General features: G+C 67.0%; 17 protein-coding genes and 1 pseudogene. 10 read left to right on the top strand and 8 right to left on the bottom strand.

The window, feature by feature from the left end:
- The first annotated feature begins 1 nt into the window (after position 1).
- Positions 2 to 1,804: a glycoside hydrolase family 15 protein gene (locus QRM96_RS09095; protein WP_285319329.1), complete on the top strand. Its 1,803-nt coding sequence runs from the start codon at positions 2 to 4 to the stop codon at positions 1,802 to 1,804.
- A 122-nt stretch (positions 1,805 to 1,926) separates the two neighbouring features.
- Here the strand turns inward: QRM96_RS09095 and QRM96_RS09100 are convergent, their stop codons facing one another.
- Positions 1,927 to 2,430: a hypothetical protein gene (locus QRM96_RS09100; protein WP_285319331.1), complete on the bottom strand. Its 504-nt coding sequence runs from the start codon at positions 2,428 to 2,430 to the stop codon at positions 1,927 to 1,929.
- 172 nt (positions 2,431 to 2,602) lie between these two features.
- On the opposite strand from QRM96_RS09100, the gene QRM96_RS09105 reads away from it, so the two are divergent.
- On the top strand, positions 2,603 to 3,313 hold the full coding sequence (locus tag QRM96_RS09105; RefSeq protein ID WP_285319332.1) for a response regulator transcription factor: 711 nt from the start codon (positions 2,603 to 2,605) through the stop codon (positions 3,311 to 3,313).
- Between the two features lie 56 nt (positions 3,314 to 3,369).
- Positions 3,370 to 4,794 carry a sensor histidine kinase gene (locus QRM96_RS09110; protein WP_285319333.1) on the top strand — a complete coding sequence of 475 codons (1,425 nt, stop codon included), beginning with the start codon at positions 3,370 to 3,372 and terminating at the stop codon, positions 4,792 to 4,794.
- 68 nt (positions 4,795 to 4,862) lie between these two features.
- Here the strand turns inward: QRM96_RS09110 and QRM96_RS09115 are convergent, their stop codons facing one another.
- Entirely contained in the window at positions 4,863 to 5,066 is a 204-nt protein-coding gene (locus QRM96_RS09115; protein WP_240617753.1) for a hypothetical protein, read from the bottom strand.
- A gap of 337 nt (positions 5,067 to 5,403) precedes the next feature.
- Positions 5,404 to 6,693 carry a MinD/ParA family ATP-binding protein gene (locus tag QRM96_RS09120; protein WP_285319334.1) on the bottom strand — a complete coding sequence of 430 codons (1,290 nt, stop codon included), beginning with the start codon at positions 6,691 to 6,693 and terminating at the stop codon, positions 5,404 to 5,406.
- Between the two features lie 295 nt (positions 6,694 to 6,988).
- Between QRM96_RS09120 and QRM96_RS09125 the strand changes: the two genes are divergently transcribed.
- The 4 genes and pseudogenes from QRM96_RS09125 (at position 6,989) to QRM96_RS09140 (ending at position 9,492) form a co-directional block, all read left to right on the top strand.
- Positions 6,989 to 7,363 carry a hypothetical protein gene (locus QRM96_RS09125; RefSeq protein ID WP_285319335.1) on the top strand — a complete coding sequence of 125 codons (375 nt, stop codon included), beginning with the start codon at positions 6,989 to 6,991 and terminating at the stop codon, positions 7,361 to 7,363.
- Positions 7,364 to 7,471: 108 nt separating this feature from the next.
- Positions 7,472 to 8,182 (top strand): DUF4397 domain-containing protein, encoded by a 711-nt coding sequence (locus QRM96_RS09130; RefSeq protein ID WP_285319337.1) that lies wholly within the window; start codon positions 7,472 to 7,474, stop codon positions 8,180 to 8,182.
- Between the two features lie 250 nt (positions 8,183 to 8,432).
- Positions 8,433 to 8,648: pseudogene (locus QRM96_RS09135) on the top strand (RNA polymerase sigma factor); the annotation flags it as partial.
- Entirely contained in the window at positions 8,635 to 9,492 is an 858-nt protein-coding gene (locus QRM96_RS09140) for an anti-sigma factor (protein ID WP_285319338.1), read from the top strand. The pseudogene QRM96_RS09135 and the gene QRM96_RS09140, both read left to right, overlap by 14 nt.
- Positions 9,493 to 9,662: 170 nt before the next feature.
- Here the strand turns inward: QRM96_RS09140 and QRM96_RS09145 are convergent, their stop codons facing one another.
- From QRM96_RS09145 to QRM96_RS09155, 3 genes are all read right to left on the bottom strand, one after another.
- On the bottom strand, positions 9,663 to 9,809 hold the full coding sequence (locus tag QRM96_RS09145; RefSeq protein ID WP_166651652.1) for a hypothetical protein: 147 nt from the start codon (positions 9,807 to 9,809) through the stop codon (positions 9,663 to 9,665).
- 90 nt (positions 9,810 to 9,899) lie between these two features.
- On the bottom strand, positions 9,900 to 10,244 hold the full coding sequence (locus tag QRM96_RS09150; protein WP_285319340.1) for a hypothetical protein: 345 nt from the start codon (positions 10,242 to 10,244) through the stop codon (positions 9,900 to 9,902).
- A gap of 26 nt (positions 10,245 to 10,270) precedes the next feature.
- Complete coding sequence (locus QRM96_RS09155; RefSeq protein ID WP_285319341.1) at positions 10,271 to 11,110, bottom strand: alpha/beta fold hydrolase; 840 nt, start codon at positions 11,108 to 11,110, stop codon at positions 10,271 to 10,273.
- Between the two features lie 88 nt (positions 11,111 to 11,198).
- Here QRM96_RS09155 and QRM96_RS09160 point away from each other — a divergent pair, with 88 nt between their 5' ends.
- The 3 genes from QRM96_RS09160 to QRM96_RS09170 all read left to right on the top strand — a co-directional run bounded on the left by QRM96_RS09160 (position 11,199) and on the right by QRM96_RS09170 (position 14,461).
- Positions 11,199 to 11,768 carry a MarR family winged helix-turn-helix transcriptional regulator gene (locus QRM96_RS09160; protein ID WP_285319343.1) on the top strand — a complete coding sequence of 190 codons (570 nt, stop codon included), beginning with the start codon at positions 11,199 to 11,201 and terminating at the stop codon, positions 11,766 to 11,768.
- A gap of 39 nt (positions 11,769 to 11,807) precedes the next feature.
- Positions 11,808 to 13,100 (top strand): glycoside hydrolase family 26 protein, encoded by a 1,293-nt coding sequence (locus QRM96_RS09165; protein WP_285319344.1) that lies wholly within the window; start codon positions 11,808 to 11,810, stop codon positions 13,098 to 13,100.
- A gap of 179 nt (positions 13,101 to 13,279) precedes the next feature.
- Entirely contained in the window at positions 13,280 to 14,461 is a 1,182-nt protein-coding gene (locus tag QRM96_RS09170) for a glycoside hydrolase family 26 protein (protein WP_285319608.1), read from the top strand.
- A gap of 51 nt (positions 14,462 to 14,512) precedes the next feature.
- On the opposite strand, the gene QRM96_RS09175 is transcribed toward QRM96_RS09170, so the two are convergent.
- Together QRM96_RS09175 and QRM96_RS09180 are read right to left on the bottom strand one after the other, a co-directional pair.
- Entirely contained in the window at positions 14,513 to 16,060 is a 1,548-nt protein-coding gene (locus tag QRM96_RS09175; protein ID WP_285319346.1) for a DUF6297 family protein, read from the bottom strand.
- A 7-nt stretch (positions 16,061 to 16,067) separates the two neighbouring features.
- Positions 16,068 to 16,754, bottom strand: coding sequence for an ABC transporter ATP-binding protein (locus tag QRM96_RS09180; protein WP_285319347.1), 687 nt, complete (start codon positions 16,752 to 16,754; stop codon positions 16,068 to 16,070).
- Positions 16,755 to 16,762 lie beyond the last annotated feature (8 nt).

Below are 16,762 nucleotides of genomic sequence, written 5' to 3' on the forward strand. Positions count from 1 at the left end.
GATGCGGAAGATCGAGGACTACGCCATCATCGGCGATCTGCACACGGCCGCGCTGGTCGGCGCTGACGGCTCCATCGACTGGTTGTGCCTCCCCCATTTTGACTCCCCTGCCTGTTTCGCGGCCCTCCTGGACAGTCCGGAGGCCGGGCGGTGGCTTCTGGCACCCGTGAATGCGGGAGCCTGCACCAGCCGCCGTTACCGCCACGACACGCTGGTCTTGGAAACCGAGTGGGAGACCGGCACGGGGCGGGTCCGGGTCACCGACTTCATGCCTCCCCGGGATGAAGCCGCCAACCTGGTCCGGATCGTTGAGGGACTGGAGGGCACAGTCCAGCTGCACAGCGAATTGGCGTTGCGCTTCGACTACGGGCACGTGGTTCCATGGGTTCGTCGCACCAAGACCGGGATCCACGCCGTCGCCGGGCCCGACTCGGTGCACGTCGCCTCACCGGTTCCCATGCACGGCGAACACCGCCGCACTGTCAGTGAGTTCACGGTCCATGCCGGGGACACGGTTCCGTTCGTCCTGACCTGGGCCCCCAGCTACCGCCAGCGTTCGCGGACGATCGGTGCTGACGCCGCGCTGTCCCAGACCGTGGCTTACTGGGAGGAATGGTCGGCCCGCAGCGGGGCGGACGGTCCGTACCGCGACGCCATTCAGCGCTCCTTGATCACGCTGAAAGCGCTGACCTTCGCCCCCACCGGCGGGATCGTAGCGGCCGCCACAACCTCTTTGCCTGAGCAGCCGGGCGGCCCGCGCAACTGGGATTACCGCTACTGCTGGCTCCGGGATGCCACCCTCACCCTCCAGTCGCTCATTACGGCCGGCTACACGGACGAAGCCAAGGCCTGGCGGCAATGGCTGCTGCGGGCGGTGGCGGGGGACCCTGCAGACCTGCAGATCATGTACTCCCTCGACGGGCGGCGCCGGCTTCCTGAGTCCGAGCTGCCCTGGCTGGCCGGTTACGAAAAGTCCTCGCCGGTCCGGACCGGCAACGCCGCGGCGGACCAACTTCAGCTGGATGTGTGGGGCGAAGTCATCGATGGGCTTTCCCTTACCCGCAACGCGCTCCTGCATGTCCCGGACGATTCGTGGGACATCCAGACTGCGCTGATGGAACACCTCGAGGGTGTGTGGCAGCAACCTGACAACGGGTTATGGGAAGTCCGCGGACCCCGCAGGCATTTCACCCATTCCAAGGTCATGGCCTGGGTGGCCGTGGACCGCATGGTCAAGGGCGTCCGCCAGTTCCACCTGCCGGGCCCGGCGGACCGGTGGGAAGATTTGCGGGACGCGATCCATAAAGACGTCATGGAGCACGGCTTCAACGCTGAGCTGAACTCCTTCGTCCAGTCCTACGGCGGCACTGAACTGGATGCCAGCCTGCTCCTCATTCCACGGGTCGGCTTCCTGCCGGCGGACCACCCGGCCGTCGTCGGGACGATCGAAGCCATCCAGCGTGACCTGACGCAGGACGGATTCGTCCTGCGTTACCGGCCGGAGGAGAGCGACGACGGACTGCCCGGCAATGAAGGCGTCTTCCTGGCGTGTTCCTTCTGGCTGGTGGACGCCCTTCTCGGCGCCGGGCGGCGGACCGAAGCCACGGAACTCTTTGAAAGGCTGCTTGCGCTCCGCAACGACGTGGGCCTGCTCAGCGAGGAATGGGACGCACGCGCAGGCCGCCAGCTGGGCAACACTCCGCAGGCTTTCAGCCACTTTGCCATGGTCACCACGGCCTTCCAGCTCCACCGCGGGCAGCCGGGTCAAAGCGATGAGCAGATTCCTGCGGGCCGCGCTTCCTGAGCCACACGGGCCGGCGGCCGCTGCCCCGGCCCTGCGGCCGGGGCAGCGGGGCCGGGGCAGCGGCCTAGGTGGCCAAGGCAGCGCCAACGTGCCGGAGCAAGGCCAATGTCCCGTGGAGTCGCCTACGGCTTCGCGGGTGTTTGGGCCGCTTTGGCTTCGATGGCCTTGGCCGCCTTTTGAATCTTGTCCCCGTAGCCTCCGTTGAGGGCAGTGTCCTTGATCTTCGCCGCATCGCCGTCACGGTCGGGAGCCGCGGCTGCTTCCAGGGTCTTCAGGTCTGCCTGCAGGTTGGCCGGGAGCTTTTCGAAGGCTTTGGTGTGGTGGATCAGCACATAGGCGATCTCGTGGGCCTTGTCCCCGAAGCCGTCGGCTCCCTGGAGGTCCACCCTGAGCTCGTTCCGGAGGGCGCGGGCGAAGGGATGGGCGGCGGACTGTTTCCCGTTGCCTGGGCTCGCCGCCGCGGAGGTGGCACCGGCTGAAGGTGCCGGGCTTTGGCCAGCCGCCGAGGCCGACGTCGCCCCAAGAACCGCTCCCCCGATGAGGACAGCTCCTGCAGCGGCCGCGCCTGCGCGAACGCGCCAGCGGCGTGCGTCGCTGTCGCGCGGCGCGGTGGGATTGGTGTTCATGCGTATCTCCTCGATGGTTCAGTGGACCCGGGCAGTTTGTGCCGGGCCTGCGCTGTGTTGCCTTTCCACTGTGGCGCGGGCAAGTCAGGACTGTGTTCGGCGAATGTAAGAGGACGGTAAAGTTCAGGCGACGGCCGGCCGGCCGGGTGCTGCTATGGCGTTGAATGGATGCATGGAGCAATCAACAGCTGCCGGCACCACGCCGTCCCGCGGGCTTGTGCTGATTGTTGAGGACGAGCGCGCCATCGCTGACGTGCAGCGCCTCTACCTGAGCCGGGCCGGCTTCGGCGTGCACGTCGAGGCCACCGGGGAAGGCGGCCTGGAGCGGGTCCGGAGCCTGCGGCCGGTGGCGGTGGTGCTCGACGTCGGGCTGCCGGGCATTGACGGGATCGAGGTCTGCCAGCGCATGCGTGCCCGGAACGACTGGACGCCGATCATCTTCGTCACCGCCCGCGACGAGGAGGTGGACATGCTGCTGGGGTTGGAGCTGGGCGCCGATGACTACCTGACGAAGCCGTTTTCGCCCCGGGAACTGGTGGTGCGCCTCAAGACGGTGCTCCGCCGCACCGCCGGCGTCCCGGGCAGCGGAATCCTGCGCGTCGGGTCGGTGGCCCTGGACCGGGAGAACCGCACCGCCAGCGTGGAAGGGAAGCCGGTGGAGTTGACTGCGCGGGAATTCGATGTGCTCGCCTACCTGTTGGCCAGCCCCGGCCGGGTGTTCAGCCGGGAGCAGCTCCTGTCGGCGGTGTGGGGACAGGCTGACTACTCGGCGGGGAGAACCGTGGATGTGCATATCGCCCAGCTGCGTTCCAAGCTCGGTCCGGGCAACCCCATCCGCACCCTGCGCGGGGTCGGATACTCTGCGGACGGCGACCGGGCGTGAGTGGCCCGCCGCCCGGACCGGGCGTACGCGGGGAGCGCCGCCCCGAACCTGCCACGATGTTGTGGCTGCGTTCCCTGGCCGGTCGCATCACCCTCGTCACGGCCGCCGTCGCCGTCCTGGCAGTCCTTGTCACCGGCAGTGTCGCCTTTCCGCTGATCCGTTCCGCTGCCGTCAACCAGGCCCGGGAGCAGCTTTCCCGCCAGGCTGATGCCTTCAGCGCCGCCCCGGTGGCCGCCCAGGCATTGGACCTGCGGGAGCGCAATCTCCTCGGACCGGACAATTACGATCTCTCCACCATTACTCCCGCCGGTTCCGTCACCGGTGCGGCCTCCCAGATCCTGGGCCCGGACGCGGTCCACCCGGTGCTCGCCGGGCAAAAAATCTCCCGCACCGTCACCCGTGGAGGTGTTCAGTTCCTGGTCGAAGCGAGGCCCCTCGCCAAAGGCGGCGGGATCGTCCTGACCCGGTCGCTCTCGGACGTCAACGCAGCATCGGCCCGGCTCCTGCAACCAACGCTCCTTGCCCTGGCGGCCGGGCTCCTGATCGCAGCCCTGGCCGGGACCCTGCTTGCCCGCCGGCTCTCAGGCCCGCTCGTCAGGACTGCAGCGGCGGCACGGCGGATGGCCGCCGGTGAACGGACCGTTCATTTTGAACCCGCAGGCGCTGCCGAGGTCCGTGCCGTGGGCGAGGCGATCAACACGCTGGACGATGCGCTGCTGGCCAGCGAAAGCCGGCAACGGGAATTCCTGCTGTCCATCTCGCATGAGATCCGCACGCCGCTCACCGCGCTGCGCGGATACGCCGAGGCCCTGCAGGACGGATTGGTGCCACCCGAAGACGCAGCCCGTGTGGGCCAGACCCTGGCCGCGGAAACGGACCGGCTGGACGGTTTTGTCCGGGACCTGCTGGCACTGGCCCGGCTGGAGGCTGACGATTTCACGCTCGATGTCCAACCTGTCGACGTCTCCGCGCTCCTGAAACAGACGCAGCGCGCCTGGCAGCCGGCAGCGGCCCAGGCGGGCGTGGAGGTCACAGTCCACCTGCCCGCTGCGGATGCCGGGGAACCCTTGATGGTCACCACGGACGCCCAGCGGCTCCGCCAAATCATTGACGGGCTCATCGGCAACGCCTTGCGCGTCACGCCGCCGGGGAAACCCCTGGCCCTGAAGGTGATGATCGAAGATGAGCCGCCCTCCCCCGCGACGGCGCCAGGTAACCACCAGCGCGGCATCGTCGCCATCCAGGTTCGTGACAGCGGTCCCGGGCTTACCGCGGAGGACGCCGCCATCGCCTTCGACCGTGGAGCCCTGGCACGCCGGTACAGCGGACAACGGCCCACCGGCAGCGGACTCGGCTTGTCCATCGCGGCCCGGCTGGCCCAGCGGATGAATCTCAGCCTCACGGTGGAACCAACGGCGCCGGGCGGGGATGGCGCCTGCTTTGGCATCCGGCTGCCGCGGGCAACCACCGTCCCGCGGTAAACGGGCCAGGGGAAGTACGACGGCGGCGCGCGGCAAAGTGCCGGGGCGCACCGTTGCCGGGCCGGGCGCTAATTGATCAGGTAACTGTCCTCGGCGTCGTGCCCGGGCGCGGGCTTCACGAACGGCAGCGAGCTCACCACCGTCTTCACCCCGATCACGGGCAACAGTACAGCCGCGGCCGCCACGGACACCGCCGTGAACCCAACGAGCTCGAGCGTCTCGCGCTTCGGCAGGCGGCGACGGCGGCGCCCACCATCCATGAGATCCATCATGCTGACGAGGCTACGAGCGTGCCGCCGGGATGTCCCCGGTACCGGCTACCTGTCTTTCGCACCGGGCACTACTCAGGCGATCAGCTACTGGCTGCGGCGGGCACCGTCAGCCACGGACAGGTAGGTGTCATAGCAGTCCCGGGAGCAAAACACCGCAGTGGGAGAGGGAGGGAGGACCAAGCCGCAGACCTTGCACTTTGGCTTGGGACGAAAACTCCGAAGCACGGTTTTCAGCATGAATGCAGGATATGCAGCCGCCCGAAAAATGTGATCAGTAACCGATACCTGAATCCGGCGGCGGGGATACCTGCCCCGGCGCCGGAAAATAACGAACTGGTTACCGGTACCCGTCCACGATTGCGGCGGCAATCTCCTTGTAGGCGCGCCGCGTCTCGGGCTTCAAAACATCCAGGGTGACCAGGTCGCCGTCGGCCACGCCGCGGTCGTGCGGCACGGCGATCAGTTCGCGGCAGATCCCGGAGAGGTGTTCCTCGATGGCGTCCTTGTCCACCCGGGAGGACACCTCGTCCTTGTCCGTGATTACCACGATCGCGTTCCGGGCCAGGTCCTCGTAGCCGTGGCTGGCCAGCCAGTGCAGGGTGCTGCGGGCCCGCTTGGCGCCGGAGACGGCGTAGCCTGCGGCGATCACCAGGTTGTCTGCCGACTGCAGGATCCCGCTCATCGCGTTGTGCGTCACGCCGGTGCCGCAGTCGGTCAGCGCCACCGAGTAGTAGCTGGAGATGAGCTTGCGGATCCGCAGGTATTCCTCGGCGGTCAGCGAGTCCGAGACCTCCGGGTCCTGCTCCCCCGCGATCAGGTGCAGCCGGCCGGCGTGGTGCATGTACCGGGCCAGGGCGGTGAGGGAGTCGATGGATTCGATGTTCTCCAGCAGGTCCGTGATGGTCCGCGGGCTGGACTGCTGGTAGATGCCCTCGCCCAGGGCGCGTTCCACGAGGTCGCCGGAGTCCGGGTTGGCGTCGATGGCGCACGGCGCGTCGCCCCGGTATTCGGCCAGGGTCAGGCCCACGCCCACCGTGGTGGAGGTCTTGCCGATGCCGCCCTTGAGGCTCAGGACGGCGGTGTTGTAGCTGCCCTGGAGCTGCCGGGAAATCCGGCGGCCCAGCTCGTCCTCCTGGCGCTGCTTGGGTCCGGGGCCCAGGTTCCAGGCACCGCCCGTGAGGTTGTACAGCGCCCCGCGGAACCCGCCCACGGGCCGCGGCTTCTGTTCCTTGACGAACAGGCCGGGCGAGCTGATGAAGTTAGGCATGGGGCTTTCCGCGATTGTGTCGGCCACGGTGGGCCGGCTGCGGCGGAATGACGGAGTGTCCGACGACGGCGCTGCCGCTTCCGGAGCAACCCCGCCGGCGCGGCGGGCGGGCTCAGCCGCGGCAGGTTCGGCGGTTCCCGGCCGGGAGGTGCCCGGCACGGAGGCGATGGGTTCGGCGGGCGTCGACACCGGCGCAGCGGGCGGGGCTGCGGGTGCCGGAGGCGGGGTGCGGGTGGGGGCCGGGGCGCGGGACGGCTTGGTGGCGTCGGCTGCGGCGGCCGCCTCGGCCCAGGACGTGCGGCGCGTCACCGGCTTTCCGGCGTCGTTCTGGCTGGAAGGGGAAGGGGTTACTGCTGGCATGGTTCCTGTCCAGGCATCGTCCACTGTTCCGTCGGCACGACGAAGGTCGCGGCGTCGGCGCAGTTGCGGCTGCCCTGCATCCTCTGCTGGGGCGCCTGCATTCTGATCCGCCGGTTGTGGCATGTCTGTCCCCCCCGGACGATCGGCAAACTGTTATGCAGCACTAGTTCAAACAGTAAGTCTACGGGCTATGCCGGGAGCATCCGGCCCCGGGCGGCGGCCGCCTGTTCCTTTTGGCACTGTTGCTCGCAGGGTTCCGGCGGATCATATTCACATGAGAAGGATCATGTGGTGCGTGACCGCAGCCATCATTGCCACTTTCGCTTTCGGCAGCACCTACGTCACGTTCCAGCAAATCGGACGCCGTGCGGCCAACACCGCTCCCGCGGCGGCAGCGGCGGCGCGGACGATGGGGACGGACACGGTGACGTGGCAGCCGGAGACCGGCCTGCGGATGGCAATCGTCGCGCGGGAGGCGGCCGGCAAGGTGGTGGTGGCCGGCCAGTCGCTGGCGCCGGTGGAAGCCAGTGACCGGATGACCTTGCTGATCCTTGCCGCCGGCTGGCTGGGCAGCATGGTGGTCATTTCAGGGGCCCTCGGCGCGGCAACGCTGATGGACCGCAGGGCAGGCAGAGTTCCTTGGCGCCGCATAGGGGAATCAGCCGGGTAAGAGTGGCAAAAATTCTTCCGCGGGCTGCATCCGGGCAGGGCATTCGGCCGGTAGTAGGGGGTGTAAGCGGAACCTCAGCCCCATCGGGGCCCCTCATTAGGAGTTGGAATGCGCAAGACACTTTCTGCAGTCGCAGGAGCAACGACGCTGCTGGCAGCACTCGCTTTCGCCACCCCCGCCCAGGCGTCCGGGTGGCACCACGACCATGACGGAACGGCCAAACTCTCCGTCCTCCACGGCGTCCCGGGCCTGACCGTGGACGTCTGGGTGGACGGCAAGCTCACCCTGGACAACTTCACGCCGGGCACCCTGGCCGGGCCGCTGGAGGTTCCGGACGGAGACCACAAAATTGCCATTACGGGCGCCGACGCGACCAGCGCCGACAACCCGGTGATCGGCCCGGTCACCGTGGACCTCAAGGCCGGCAGGGACTACACGGCGGTGGCGCACCTGGCCGCGGACGGGACCCCCACCGCCACGCTTTTCAAGAACAACACCAAGCCCAGCCCTGACGGCAAGGGGAAGCTGACCGTCCGGCACGTCGCGGCCGCCCCGGCCGTCGATGTCCTGGCCGGCGGGACCGCCGTCGTCAAGGGGCTCACCAACCCGAACCAGAAGACCCTCACCTTGAAGGAAGGAACCGTCTCTGCCTCGGTGGCGGCAGCGGGAACCACCACCCCGCTCATCGGCCCCGCCGACTTGAACATCGCCGAGGGCAAGAACACGATCGTGTACGCCTGGGGCAGCCTGGCCGATAACACCCTGGGCGTGGCCGTCCAGGTGGTGGACTCCGCCTCACGCGGACGCGACTGCGACTAACCCCCGCAGTCCGGCCGCACGCACCTGCAACTTGTCCCCGGCGGCGCCGGCACCCTGGCGCCGCCGGGGACAAGCACGGGGGTACCCGCCAGTGCCATGAGCCCGTAGCGGGCCGTCCCGTGCAGCGGCATAATGGGGCTTCCAATCAGGCCCATTGCCGCCCAAGGAGCATCCGATGGAGGCTGCCGCCACCCGAGAATGGGACCCCGGCCTCGACCCGGCGTTTGCCGGCGGGGACGAGAACGCCCTCGTGGAGGCTGTGGCCGACCGGCTGATCCTTGACGATGAACTGGAACATTTGGGAGACCCCCAACAGGCGATACTCAGGCTGGCGTTCTACGATGACTTGACCCACGATCAGATCTCGTCGCGGCTGAACCTGCCGCTCGGAACAGTCAAAAGCCATATCCGGCGCAGCCTGGCCCGGCTGCGCACCCGCCTGGAGGTGGAGCATGGAACACCTTGACGCGGAACTGTTGGGCCTCATGGCCCTGGGCGAGACACCGGGCACGGAGGCCGACGCACACCACCTGGCCACCTGTCCGGAGTGCGCCGCAACCCTGCGGGGTTTCCGGCGGGTCACCGACATCGCCACCCTGGATCCTGCGGGCATCGTGCTCGAACAACCCAGCGCCAGGACCTGGACGGCCATCCATCAGGCCTTGGGACTTTCACCGGCGCTGGCAGCGGATCCCCTGGCCGGGCCCGATCCCATGGCCACGCCCGGGAGCCAGGCTGACCAACCGGCTGCCCCGCCTGCTGAGGTGGAGACACCGTCAACGCCCGACGACGGCAAGGTTGCCGCACCCATTCCGCTGCGGCCGAGTGCCAAGGACCGGCGCCGCCCCAGGCTGTGGATGGCAACCGCAGCCGCCGGGATCGTCCTCGGCACGGCCGCCGGCTGGACCGCTGCGGGGGTCCTGGGACAAAGGGGTACGCCGTCGCCCGGCCCCGCCCGGTCAGGTCCGGTTGCGAGGGTCCTCGCCGAAACGCCGTTGACTCCCCTGGCCGCGCATACGGGCAGCGGCGAGGCACAGATGGAACAACTGCCCGACGGGACCCGCCAACTCACCATCCATCTCTCCGCCGAGCAGACTTCGGGGTACCGGGAGGTGTGGGTGGCCACCAGCGATCTTTCCGGGATGGTCGGCCTGGGCGTCCTCGCCAACGATACGGGCTCGTTCACCATCCCCACCGGCATCGACTTGGCCCAGTATCCGGTGGTGGACATCTCGAACCAGGCGTACAACGGGAATCCGGCACATTCGGACGACAGCGTCGCCCGGGGAAAGCTCAGTCCCAAGGCCTGAGACCGGGACATCCCGGCGACGGAGGTACTCCCCCGGCCGGGATGGATGCTTAGTGGTGGGTGAGTGCTGCGGCCACGACGGCGACGGTGAGCACCAGGAGAACAGTCAGGACAGCGTAGCCCACCCACTTGGGACGGCCTTTGTGGGGGTTGATATCGACATACGGCATGTCAGCGCTTAATACCTCGGGGTGCGGGACGGACGGGGATCCGGAGGGCGCGGCGCTTAAGCCGCAGCATCTGGTAGAGGACTGCAAAGGGGATCAACAGGGTGCCGAGCAGTGCGCCAAGCGCCATTGCGTAGTCGGAAAAAGCCACAACAGTCTCCATTGGTGATAGTGAGCCCCCGCATAGACCCAACCAGATGAAACCCAAAGTGACAAATTGCGTCAAAAACTCAAGGTTTCCTCAAGATGATTGACGCAGCCATCCCACCGTACTGAAGACGAGCGGCAACTGGGCCAAGGCGTAAACAGCGTGGAACAGGTAATGACTGAGTGTTTGTTCCGGCAGGAACGGGAGGAACGGCAAGGGAAGAACGCTGATCAGCCCCCCGCCAAAGAAATGCAGCAGCCCCCAGCCCAGCATGGCCAGGGTGGCCGCGTGCCGGATCGGCGTGAACCACCCGGCCACCAGCAGGGCAGTAACGAGTAACGGGATGAAGGATTCCGGGCTGAGAAGGCTTTGTCCGGGCAGCTCGGCGAGATTATGGATGAACAGCCCCGACCAGCCGATTATTGCGGTCAGCGGCACAGCGGGTAACGGGGCCGTTGTAAGGCTCATGCCGCTGCTTGCCGGTTCAGGGTCTCTGACCAGAAGGCAAGGACGTGCTGGGTGACTTCGTGCGGTGCCAGCAGGAGCGGGGCAACGTGTCCGGCCCCGGTCACACGTGCAAACCGCCCGTCCGGAACACTGCGTGCTGCGCGCTCCGCCTGCTCAGGGTCATTCATGGGATCGTCCCGGCCCACCAGCATCAGCGTGGGGGCCCGAAGCAGAGGCAGGACCGGACGGAGGTCAGGGCGCTCCAGCATCACTGACTGCATGGCCCAGTATTTGCCCTGTTTGGTGCCGCGGCGGAACGCATCGCCTACCGCTTCGGCAGCGGCCGGCGATGTCTTCGCCACATTATGCCCGGCCAGCGCCTCCACTATGGTCCCGCTGAAAGGTCCCGGACCCAGGACCCGGTAAAGGTAGACCAGTAGCGAAGTCTGCAGGCGCTCTGCACGGGAGAACGGATAGGCGGGCGTGCCGATCGTGGTCAGTGTTCGGATGCGCGCGGGGAACGTGCGGGCAAAAACGATGCCTACGTGCCCGCCCCAGGCATTGCCCACCCAGTCCACAGGCGAAGACACGCCTGACGCATCCAGGACCTGGGCGGCTGCACTGGCGCACTCCTCAAGGGAATAGCGCCTGCGGGGTCCGGGGCTGCCGCCGTGCCCCGGCCCGTCAACCAAAAACAGCTCACGATGCCGGCCCAGATCCTCCAAGACGCCATCGAAGGTTTGACTATCCACAAAGAGGCTGTGCCACAACAATGCAGGCGCACCGGCGCCGGTCCGGCGGACCATCAGGGGACCCAGCGTTGTATCAATCAGGGTTGGCGAAGTTTCCGAAGACATTGCAGCCTCCAAACGGTCGTGTACTTCACACCAGGCAATCGGCCGAATTTACTTCGGATTCCGAACCTTCTGGGATAAAGTCTCCTCCATGCCCATGCCGTCGTCAAGTGATTCCGACCATCCGCGGAGACTCCCCGTAGGCCAGCTGCTCGTGCGCCTTCTGGCCGAGTTCCGGCGCGAGCTTCTGGACGAAGCGGAATCCCATGGCTATGGCGACATCCGCCTGGCCCACCTCCAGATCACGGGCAATGTTGGCACCAAGGGAATCCGGCTGACAGCCCTGGCAGAGCGGGCCCAGCTCAGCCTTGCTGCCACGTCAGAACTGGTTAACGAGCTGCAGGCGCTGGGATACCTGGAACGCCGGCCAGACCCTTCCGATGCCCGGGCGAAACTCATCTTCCCGTCCCCCCGGGGACTGACGATGCTGCGGGAAGCATCGGCCAAGGTCCAGGCGTTGGAACAGCTTTGGGGTTCCTACGCGGGCAAGCAGCGCTTCGAAGCAGCCCTGCAGACTCTTCAAGACGTCTTGGACGCCACACGGGAATCGGGTAGGCAGGATCGGGGACCGGCCTATAACGGTTCCGCCCGGAGGACGCCCAAGACGCCCCCTCCTCAGCCCTCTCTGAGCGGGCCCGGAGGACCGCCGGACGACATTTAGGATGGGAGACAAAACCGCAGGCCACCAGGGGGTTCCGCTTTGCCTGAAGAGCAGTCCACGGACAATTCCGTGACCCGCCGGGGGGCCATGGCGGACCGGTTCAAGTCCTGGGCACTCCCCGTGGCCGCCGCAGTGTTGGCCGTGGGATTCGGGGTGGCCAGCATCTCCAACGGGCTGGCTGACCGGAACCGGGACACCTCGGCCTCGGACCAAAGCACAGCGGGCCAAGCCTCCACGGACCAAAGCCTGCCCGTCTGTGAGGCGGCGGACCGCGCCAGCCTGGTGCCGTCGTCGGGAGCGCTCTTTGGGGTGAACCTGGACCTGGCGGCCAAACCGCTGGCCCAATACGCCGCGGACCTGGGGCATAAGCCCGCCGTGAGCGTCTCCTTTGTGGACTTCCCCTACACGGACCAGGACCGCACCAACCTGCAGCAGGCCGCGGCCCAGATCCGCAAGGACGGTCAGATGATGCTGCTGACGCTCGAACCCAAGAACGGCCTGTCCGCGGTCACCCCCGACGCCATCGCCGGCCTGGTGAAGGACCCGGCGTCCATCAACGGCCAGGGCGTGCCGGTGATCGTCCGTTTTGGGCACGAGATGAACGGCTTCTGGTTCCCGTGGGCGCAGCAGCCGATTGAGTACCGGGCGGCCTTCACCAGGGTGGCTGACGCCGTCCATGCGGGGGCGCCGGGCTCGGCCATGATGTGGGCGCCGTCCTACGCCGGCGGCTACGCCTACCCCGGCCGCCTCAACGACGCCCAGCCCGGAACGCCGGACTTCGCGGCCCTGGACACGAACCACGACGGCGTCCTCACCATCGCGGATGACCCTTACGCCCCGTATTACCCCGGGGACGCCGCGGTGGACTGGGTGGGCCTGTCCCTCTTCCACTGGGGCGCCACATACCCGTGGGGTGCGAACGCCGTGCCGGAGGCGAACAAGTTCGCAGACCAGCTCACCGGCAACTACAACGGCACCAACGGGGACGAGCGGTCCCTGCCGGACTTTTACGGCGAGTACGCGGTGAACCACAACAAGCCGCTGGCCATCCCGGGAACCGCTGCCCTGTACAACCCGGGCGCAGGCGGTCCGGCCGCGGCGGAGATCAAGCGCGCCTGGTGGGAGCAGGTGTTCAGCGCCCAGACACACGCCCGGTTCCCGCAGCTGAAGATGATCAACTGGTTCGAGTGGGACAAGGACGAGGCCGAAGTGAACGGCCGGATCGACTGGACCGTCACCACCACCCCGGCCATCAGGGCAGCCTTCACGGCGGCGCTGCCGGACTGGCTCAAGTACGGCGCAGGGACCAACTGCCGCCCCGCCGGGTCCTAGCCACGGGGCAAACCCGGTAAACGCCGCCGCGCGCAGAAAAGTCCGCGAGTTGCCCATCACGTCCCTAGGATGGGACAGAACTGCTGGTCAGGAAAGGTTTGGTGTCGGTTGTGGGGGAACGTCCTGCGGAGCACAGCGGGTCCAGGAAAGAGAACAGGGCAGAACTGCGCCGGGCGTTCGTGCTGCCCGTCCTGATCGGGCTGGTGGCTTTGGGCTTTGCCGGATGGAACTTCGCCAATGACCTCTCCCAGCGGCAGTCGCAGTCATCCCCGGCGGCGTCCACGTGCGAGGTGGAGCCCCGCGCGTCGCTTGCCCCGGCTGATGGCGCCCTGTTTGGCGTGAACCTGGACTTTCACTCCAAGCCGCTGGCCACGTTCGCCGCGGACCTGGGCCATAAGCCGGCAGTCAGTGTGTCGTTCACCGGCTTCCCGCTGACAGCCAAGGATGAGGATGACCTTGCCAAAGCGGTGGACCAGATCCGCGCCGACGGCCACATGATGCTCCTGACCCTGGAGCCCGCCGACGGGTTGTCCACCATTACCGACGCTACCGCCACGGCCCTGGCGAAGGACCTGGACCGGTTCAACAGGAACGGCGTCCCGGTGATTGTCCGGTTCGCCCACGAAATGAACGGCTCCTGGTATGCCTGGTCGCAGCAGCCGCTGGAGTACGTGGCCGCCTTTAGGACCCTCGCCACTGCGGTGCACACCACCGCACCGGGGTCCGCCATGATGTGGGCTCCGAACTATGGTGGGGGCTACCCGTTCGCCGGCGGCAAATATGAGGCCAAGCCGGGCACCGCGGATTTCGCCGCCCTGGACACCAACCACGACGGCGTGATCACCATGGCGGACGACGCCTACGCCCCGTACTACCCGGGTGACGACGCGGTGGACTGGGTGGGGATGTCGCTTTACCACTGGGGCGCGAAGTATCCGTGGGGCGAGAACGAAATCCCGGAGGCGAAGAAGTTCGCGGACCAGTTGACCGGCAACTACAACGGAGCCAACGGCGATGACAGCCTGCTGCCTGATTTCTACGGCGTGTACGGCAAGGACCACAACAAGCCTGTTGCCATCCCGGAAACCGCTGCCCTGTACAACCCTGCGGTGGGTGGCGCGTCCGAGGCGGAGATCAAGCGCGCCTGGTGGGAGCAGGTGTTCGGCGCCCAGACGCACGCACAGTTCCCCAACCTGAAGATGATCAACTGGTTCGAGTGGGACAAGAACGAGACCGAGGTCAACGGCCGGATCGACTGGACCATCACCAACACCCCCGCCATCCGGGACGCCTTCACCGCGGCCCTGCCGGACTGGCTGCAGTATGGGTCAGGGACCAATTGCAGCCCCGCAGGGTCCTAGACCAGGAACCGCGGCTCAGCGGTGCAGGAGTTGCCATCAGTGTTACGGCGACTACCGCGTGCTGAAAGGACGGAGTACGACGACGGCCACCACGCCGGTGCTGATGATCGCCTGCAGGATGATCAGGAAGGGGTTGACGGCGCCAAAGTAGAGGGCGAGCAGCAGCGGGCCCAGCGCGAGGATGGTTACGTCCAGCCCGCGCAGGAGGGACGAAAATTGTGATTGGGGCACCGGCCCGAATGGTGTTTCGACCGGGGGAACGGACCAGTCAGGTGCCGGGCGGGTCGCGCTGCGTACCGCGCCGGCGCCCATCGCGACACCCGATAGCGCCCCCATCAGGACTAGCGCCGGTTCAACTGGCCCCAACATCACCAGGATGCCACTCAGGCATACCATCCAGAGGGACATTGCAAGGGCCGGCATGAGTGTCCTGTTGGCCCTCACCAGGGCCGGCGCTACGGGCAGGAGTGCGTCGAGTTCAGGAACCAAGGCTGTCCGGCGCGGCACGGTTCCAACACTGGAAGCAGTGGCGCAGCCTGCAAGGGTGATGACGGCGAGTTGAAGGGGCGCGGGCAGGCCGGCGTCGACGAGCAAAACCGAGATGCATGCCCCCAGACAGAACACCGGAGCAGCCATGGACGGGTGCAGGCGGATGAATGCCACGATGTCTGCCCGGAACAGCGCGCCGACTGGGCCACGTGCAGGCCGGGCGTAGAACCGGGCTGCTCTCCCGGTCTCGACCGCGTGCCGGTTTCCTCGGAACACCCGGAACATTTCGTTGGTGTCCATGAAGAAAATGGATGCACTCGCGTGGCCGGCCACGGCGCCGCCACGGATCAGCTCCGCTCCCCGAACGTGGCCCGCACGTGGCGCGATGACGCTGATGAGGACGATGGCGGACAAGGCCGCCAGGATCAGCGGCCAGGGTGACCAAGTCAGGGAAGGGAGAACAGCACACGGCAGCAGGACAACGGCGGAGGCCGAACGGGTGAACCGGTGGTTGATTATCTCCAACTGCTGCAGTGCCGCCAGGGCTACGGCCAGGACGCTGACTGCGCCGAAGGTAGCTGATGCCAGCAGGTGTTGGGGTGCGGTTCGCCCAAGGGAGGTCAGGAAGCTGAAGGGCAGGAATGCGGCAAATGCGCCGGCACATGTGAGGACGCACCGGCGCAGAAAGGCCGGTAGCACCATCGGCCGCCGGTCCACCGGCAGGGGCAACCACCAATTCCCTTCGGGTCCCCGGACAGAAATCGGACCGAGCCTCCGGGCAAGTGTCGTGATCCCGGCAAGGGCCGCATACGTGAGAAGCGTCCAGAGGACCGGGCCCGGCAGCACGAGCCACTCCGGGCTGATGACGCCTCGCCCGGCAGGCCCCCGGTCACCAATCTCAATGCGCAGGCCGATGACGAAAGACACAGCCACTGTCAGGGCGCAGCCCAGCGCCAAGGCGTAGCTGTAAAGGTCCGCGAAAAGGTCCGCCACGGATGTACGGCTGCGGTTGTACCGGCGCGAAGATCTCCGGGTTGACCTGACGATTTCCCAGGCAAGAGACCGGCTCGATGCTGCCCGGGACACGGCTGCGGCCCGGCCATCGAGCATTTCAACGTCAACTCCCGGCAATGGTCGACGCCCCCTGCTCCGGTGTGACGGTGTGTACGGCGTCGTCTATGACCAGGCAGGTCGATGCGGCAGTGTTCAGCAGGACGGGATCGTGAGTGACCAGCACCACCGTTCCCCCGCCCCTGGCATAGTCGCGTAGCCGTTGCCCGAGATCGTCGCGCATCAGCGGGTCAAGGCGCTGTTCGGGCTCATCGAGGATCAGCAGGTTCGAGGGACGCATCAGGCCGGCTGCCAGCAGCAGCCTGCGCCGTTGCCCGGACGACAATGCATCCGGTACGACGTGTGACCGGGCCGCCAGGCCAAAGAACGCTAGTTCAGCGTCAACGCTCTCGTCAGGGTTTTTCATTGAATGCCCGCGTGCCACGAGCAGCAAGTGCTCACGGACAGTCAGGGAAGGAAAGAACAGGTCATCATCGAAGACTGCAGATACGCCCCGGCGAAACTGGACCGTGTCAGGATCCACGGGTAGCCCTTGGACTCTGACGTCACCGGCCAGTGGAACCTGCCGTCCAGCGAGTGTCCGGGCGACGGTGGATTTGCCGGCACCGTTGAGGCCAACAATTCCCAGCACATCACCGGCTCGCAAGGCCATCGACACCGCACCGCACACCGGCGCCCCCGCGTATCCCACCAATAGCTCTTCAGCCTCAAGGACTGTCCCCACATCAGTCATCCCGCCAG

The organism is Pseudarthrobacter sp. lyk4-40-TYG-27, from assembly GCF_030209295.1.
GTDB lineage: Bacteria > Actinomycetota > Actinomycetes > Actinomycetales > Micrococcaceae > Arthrobacter.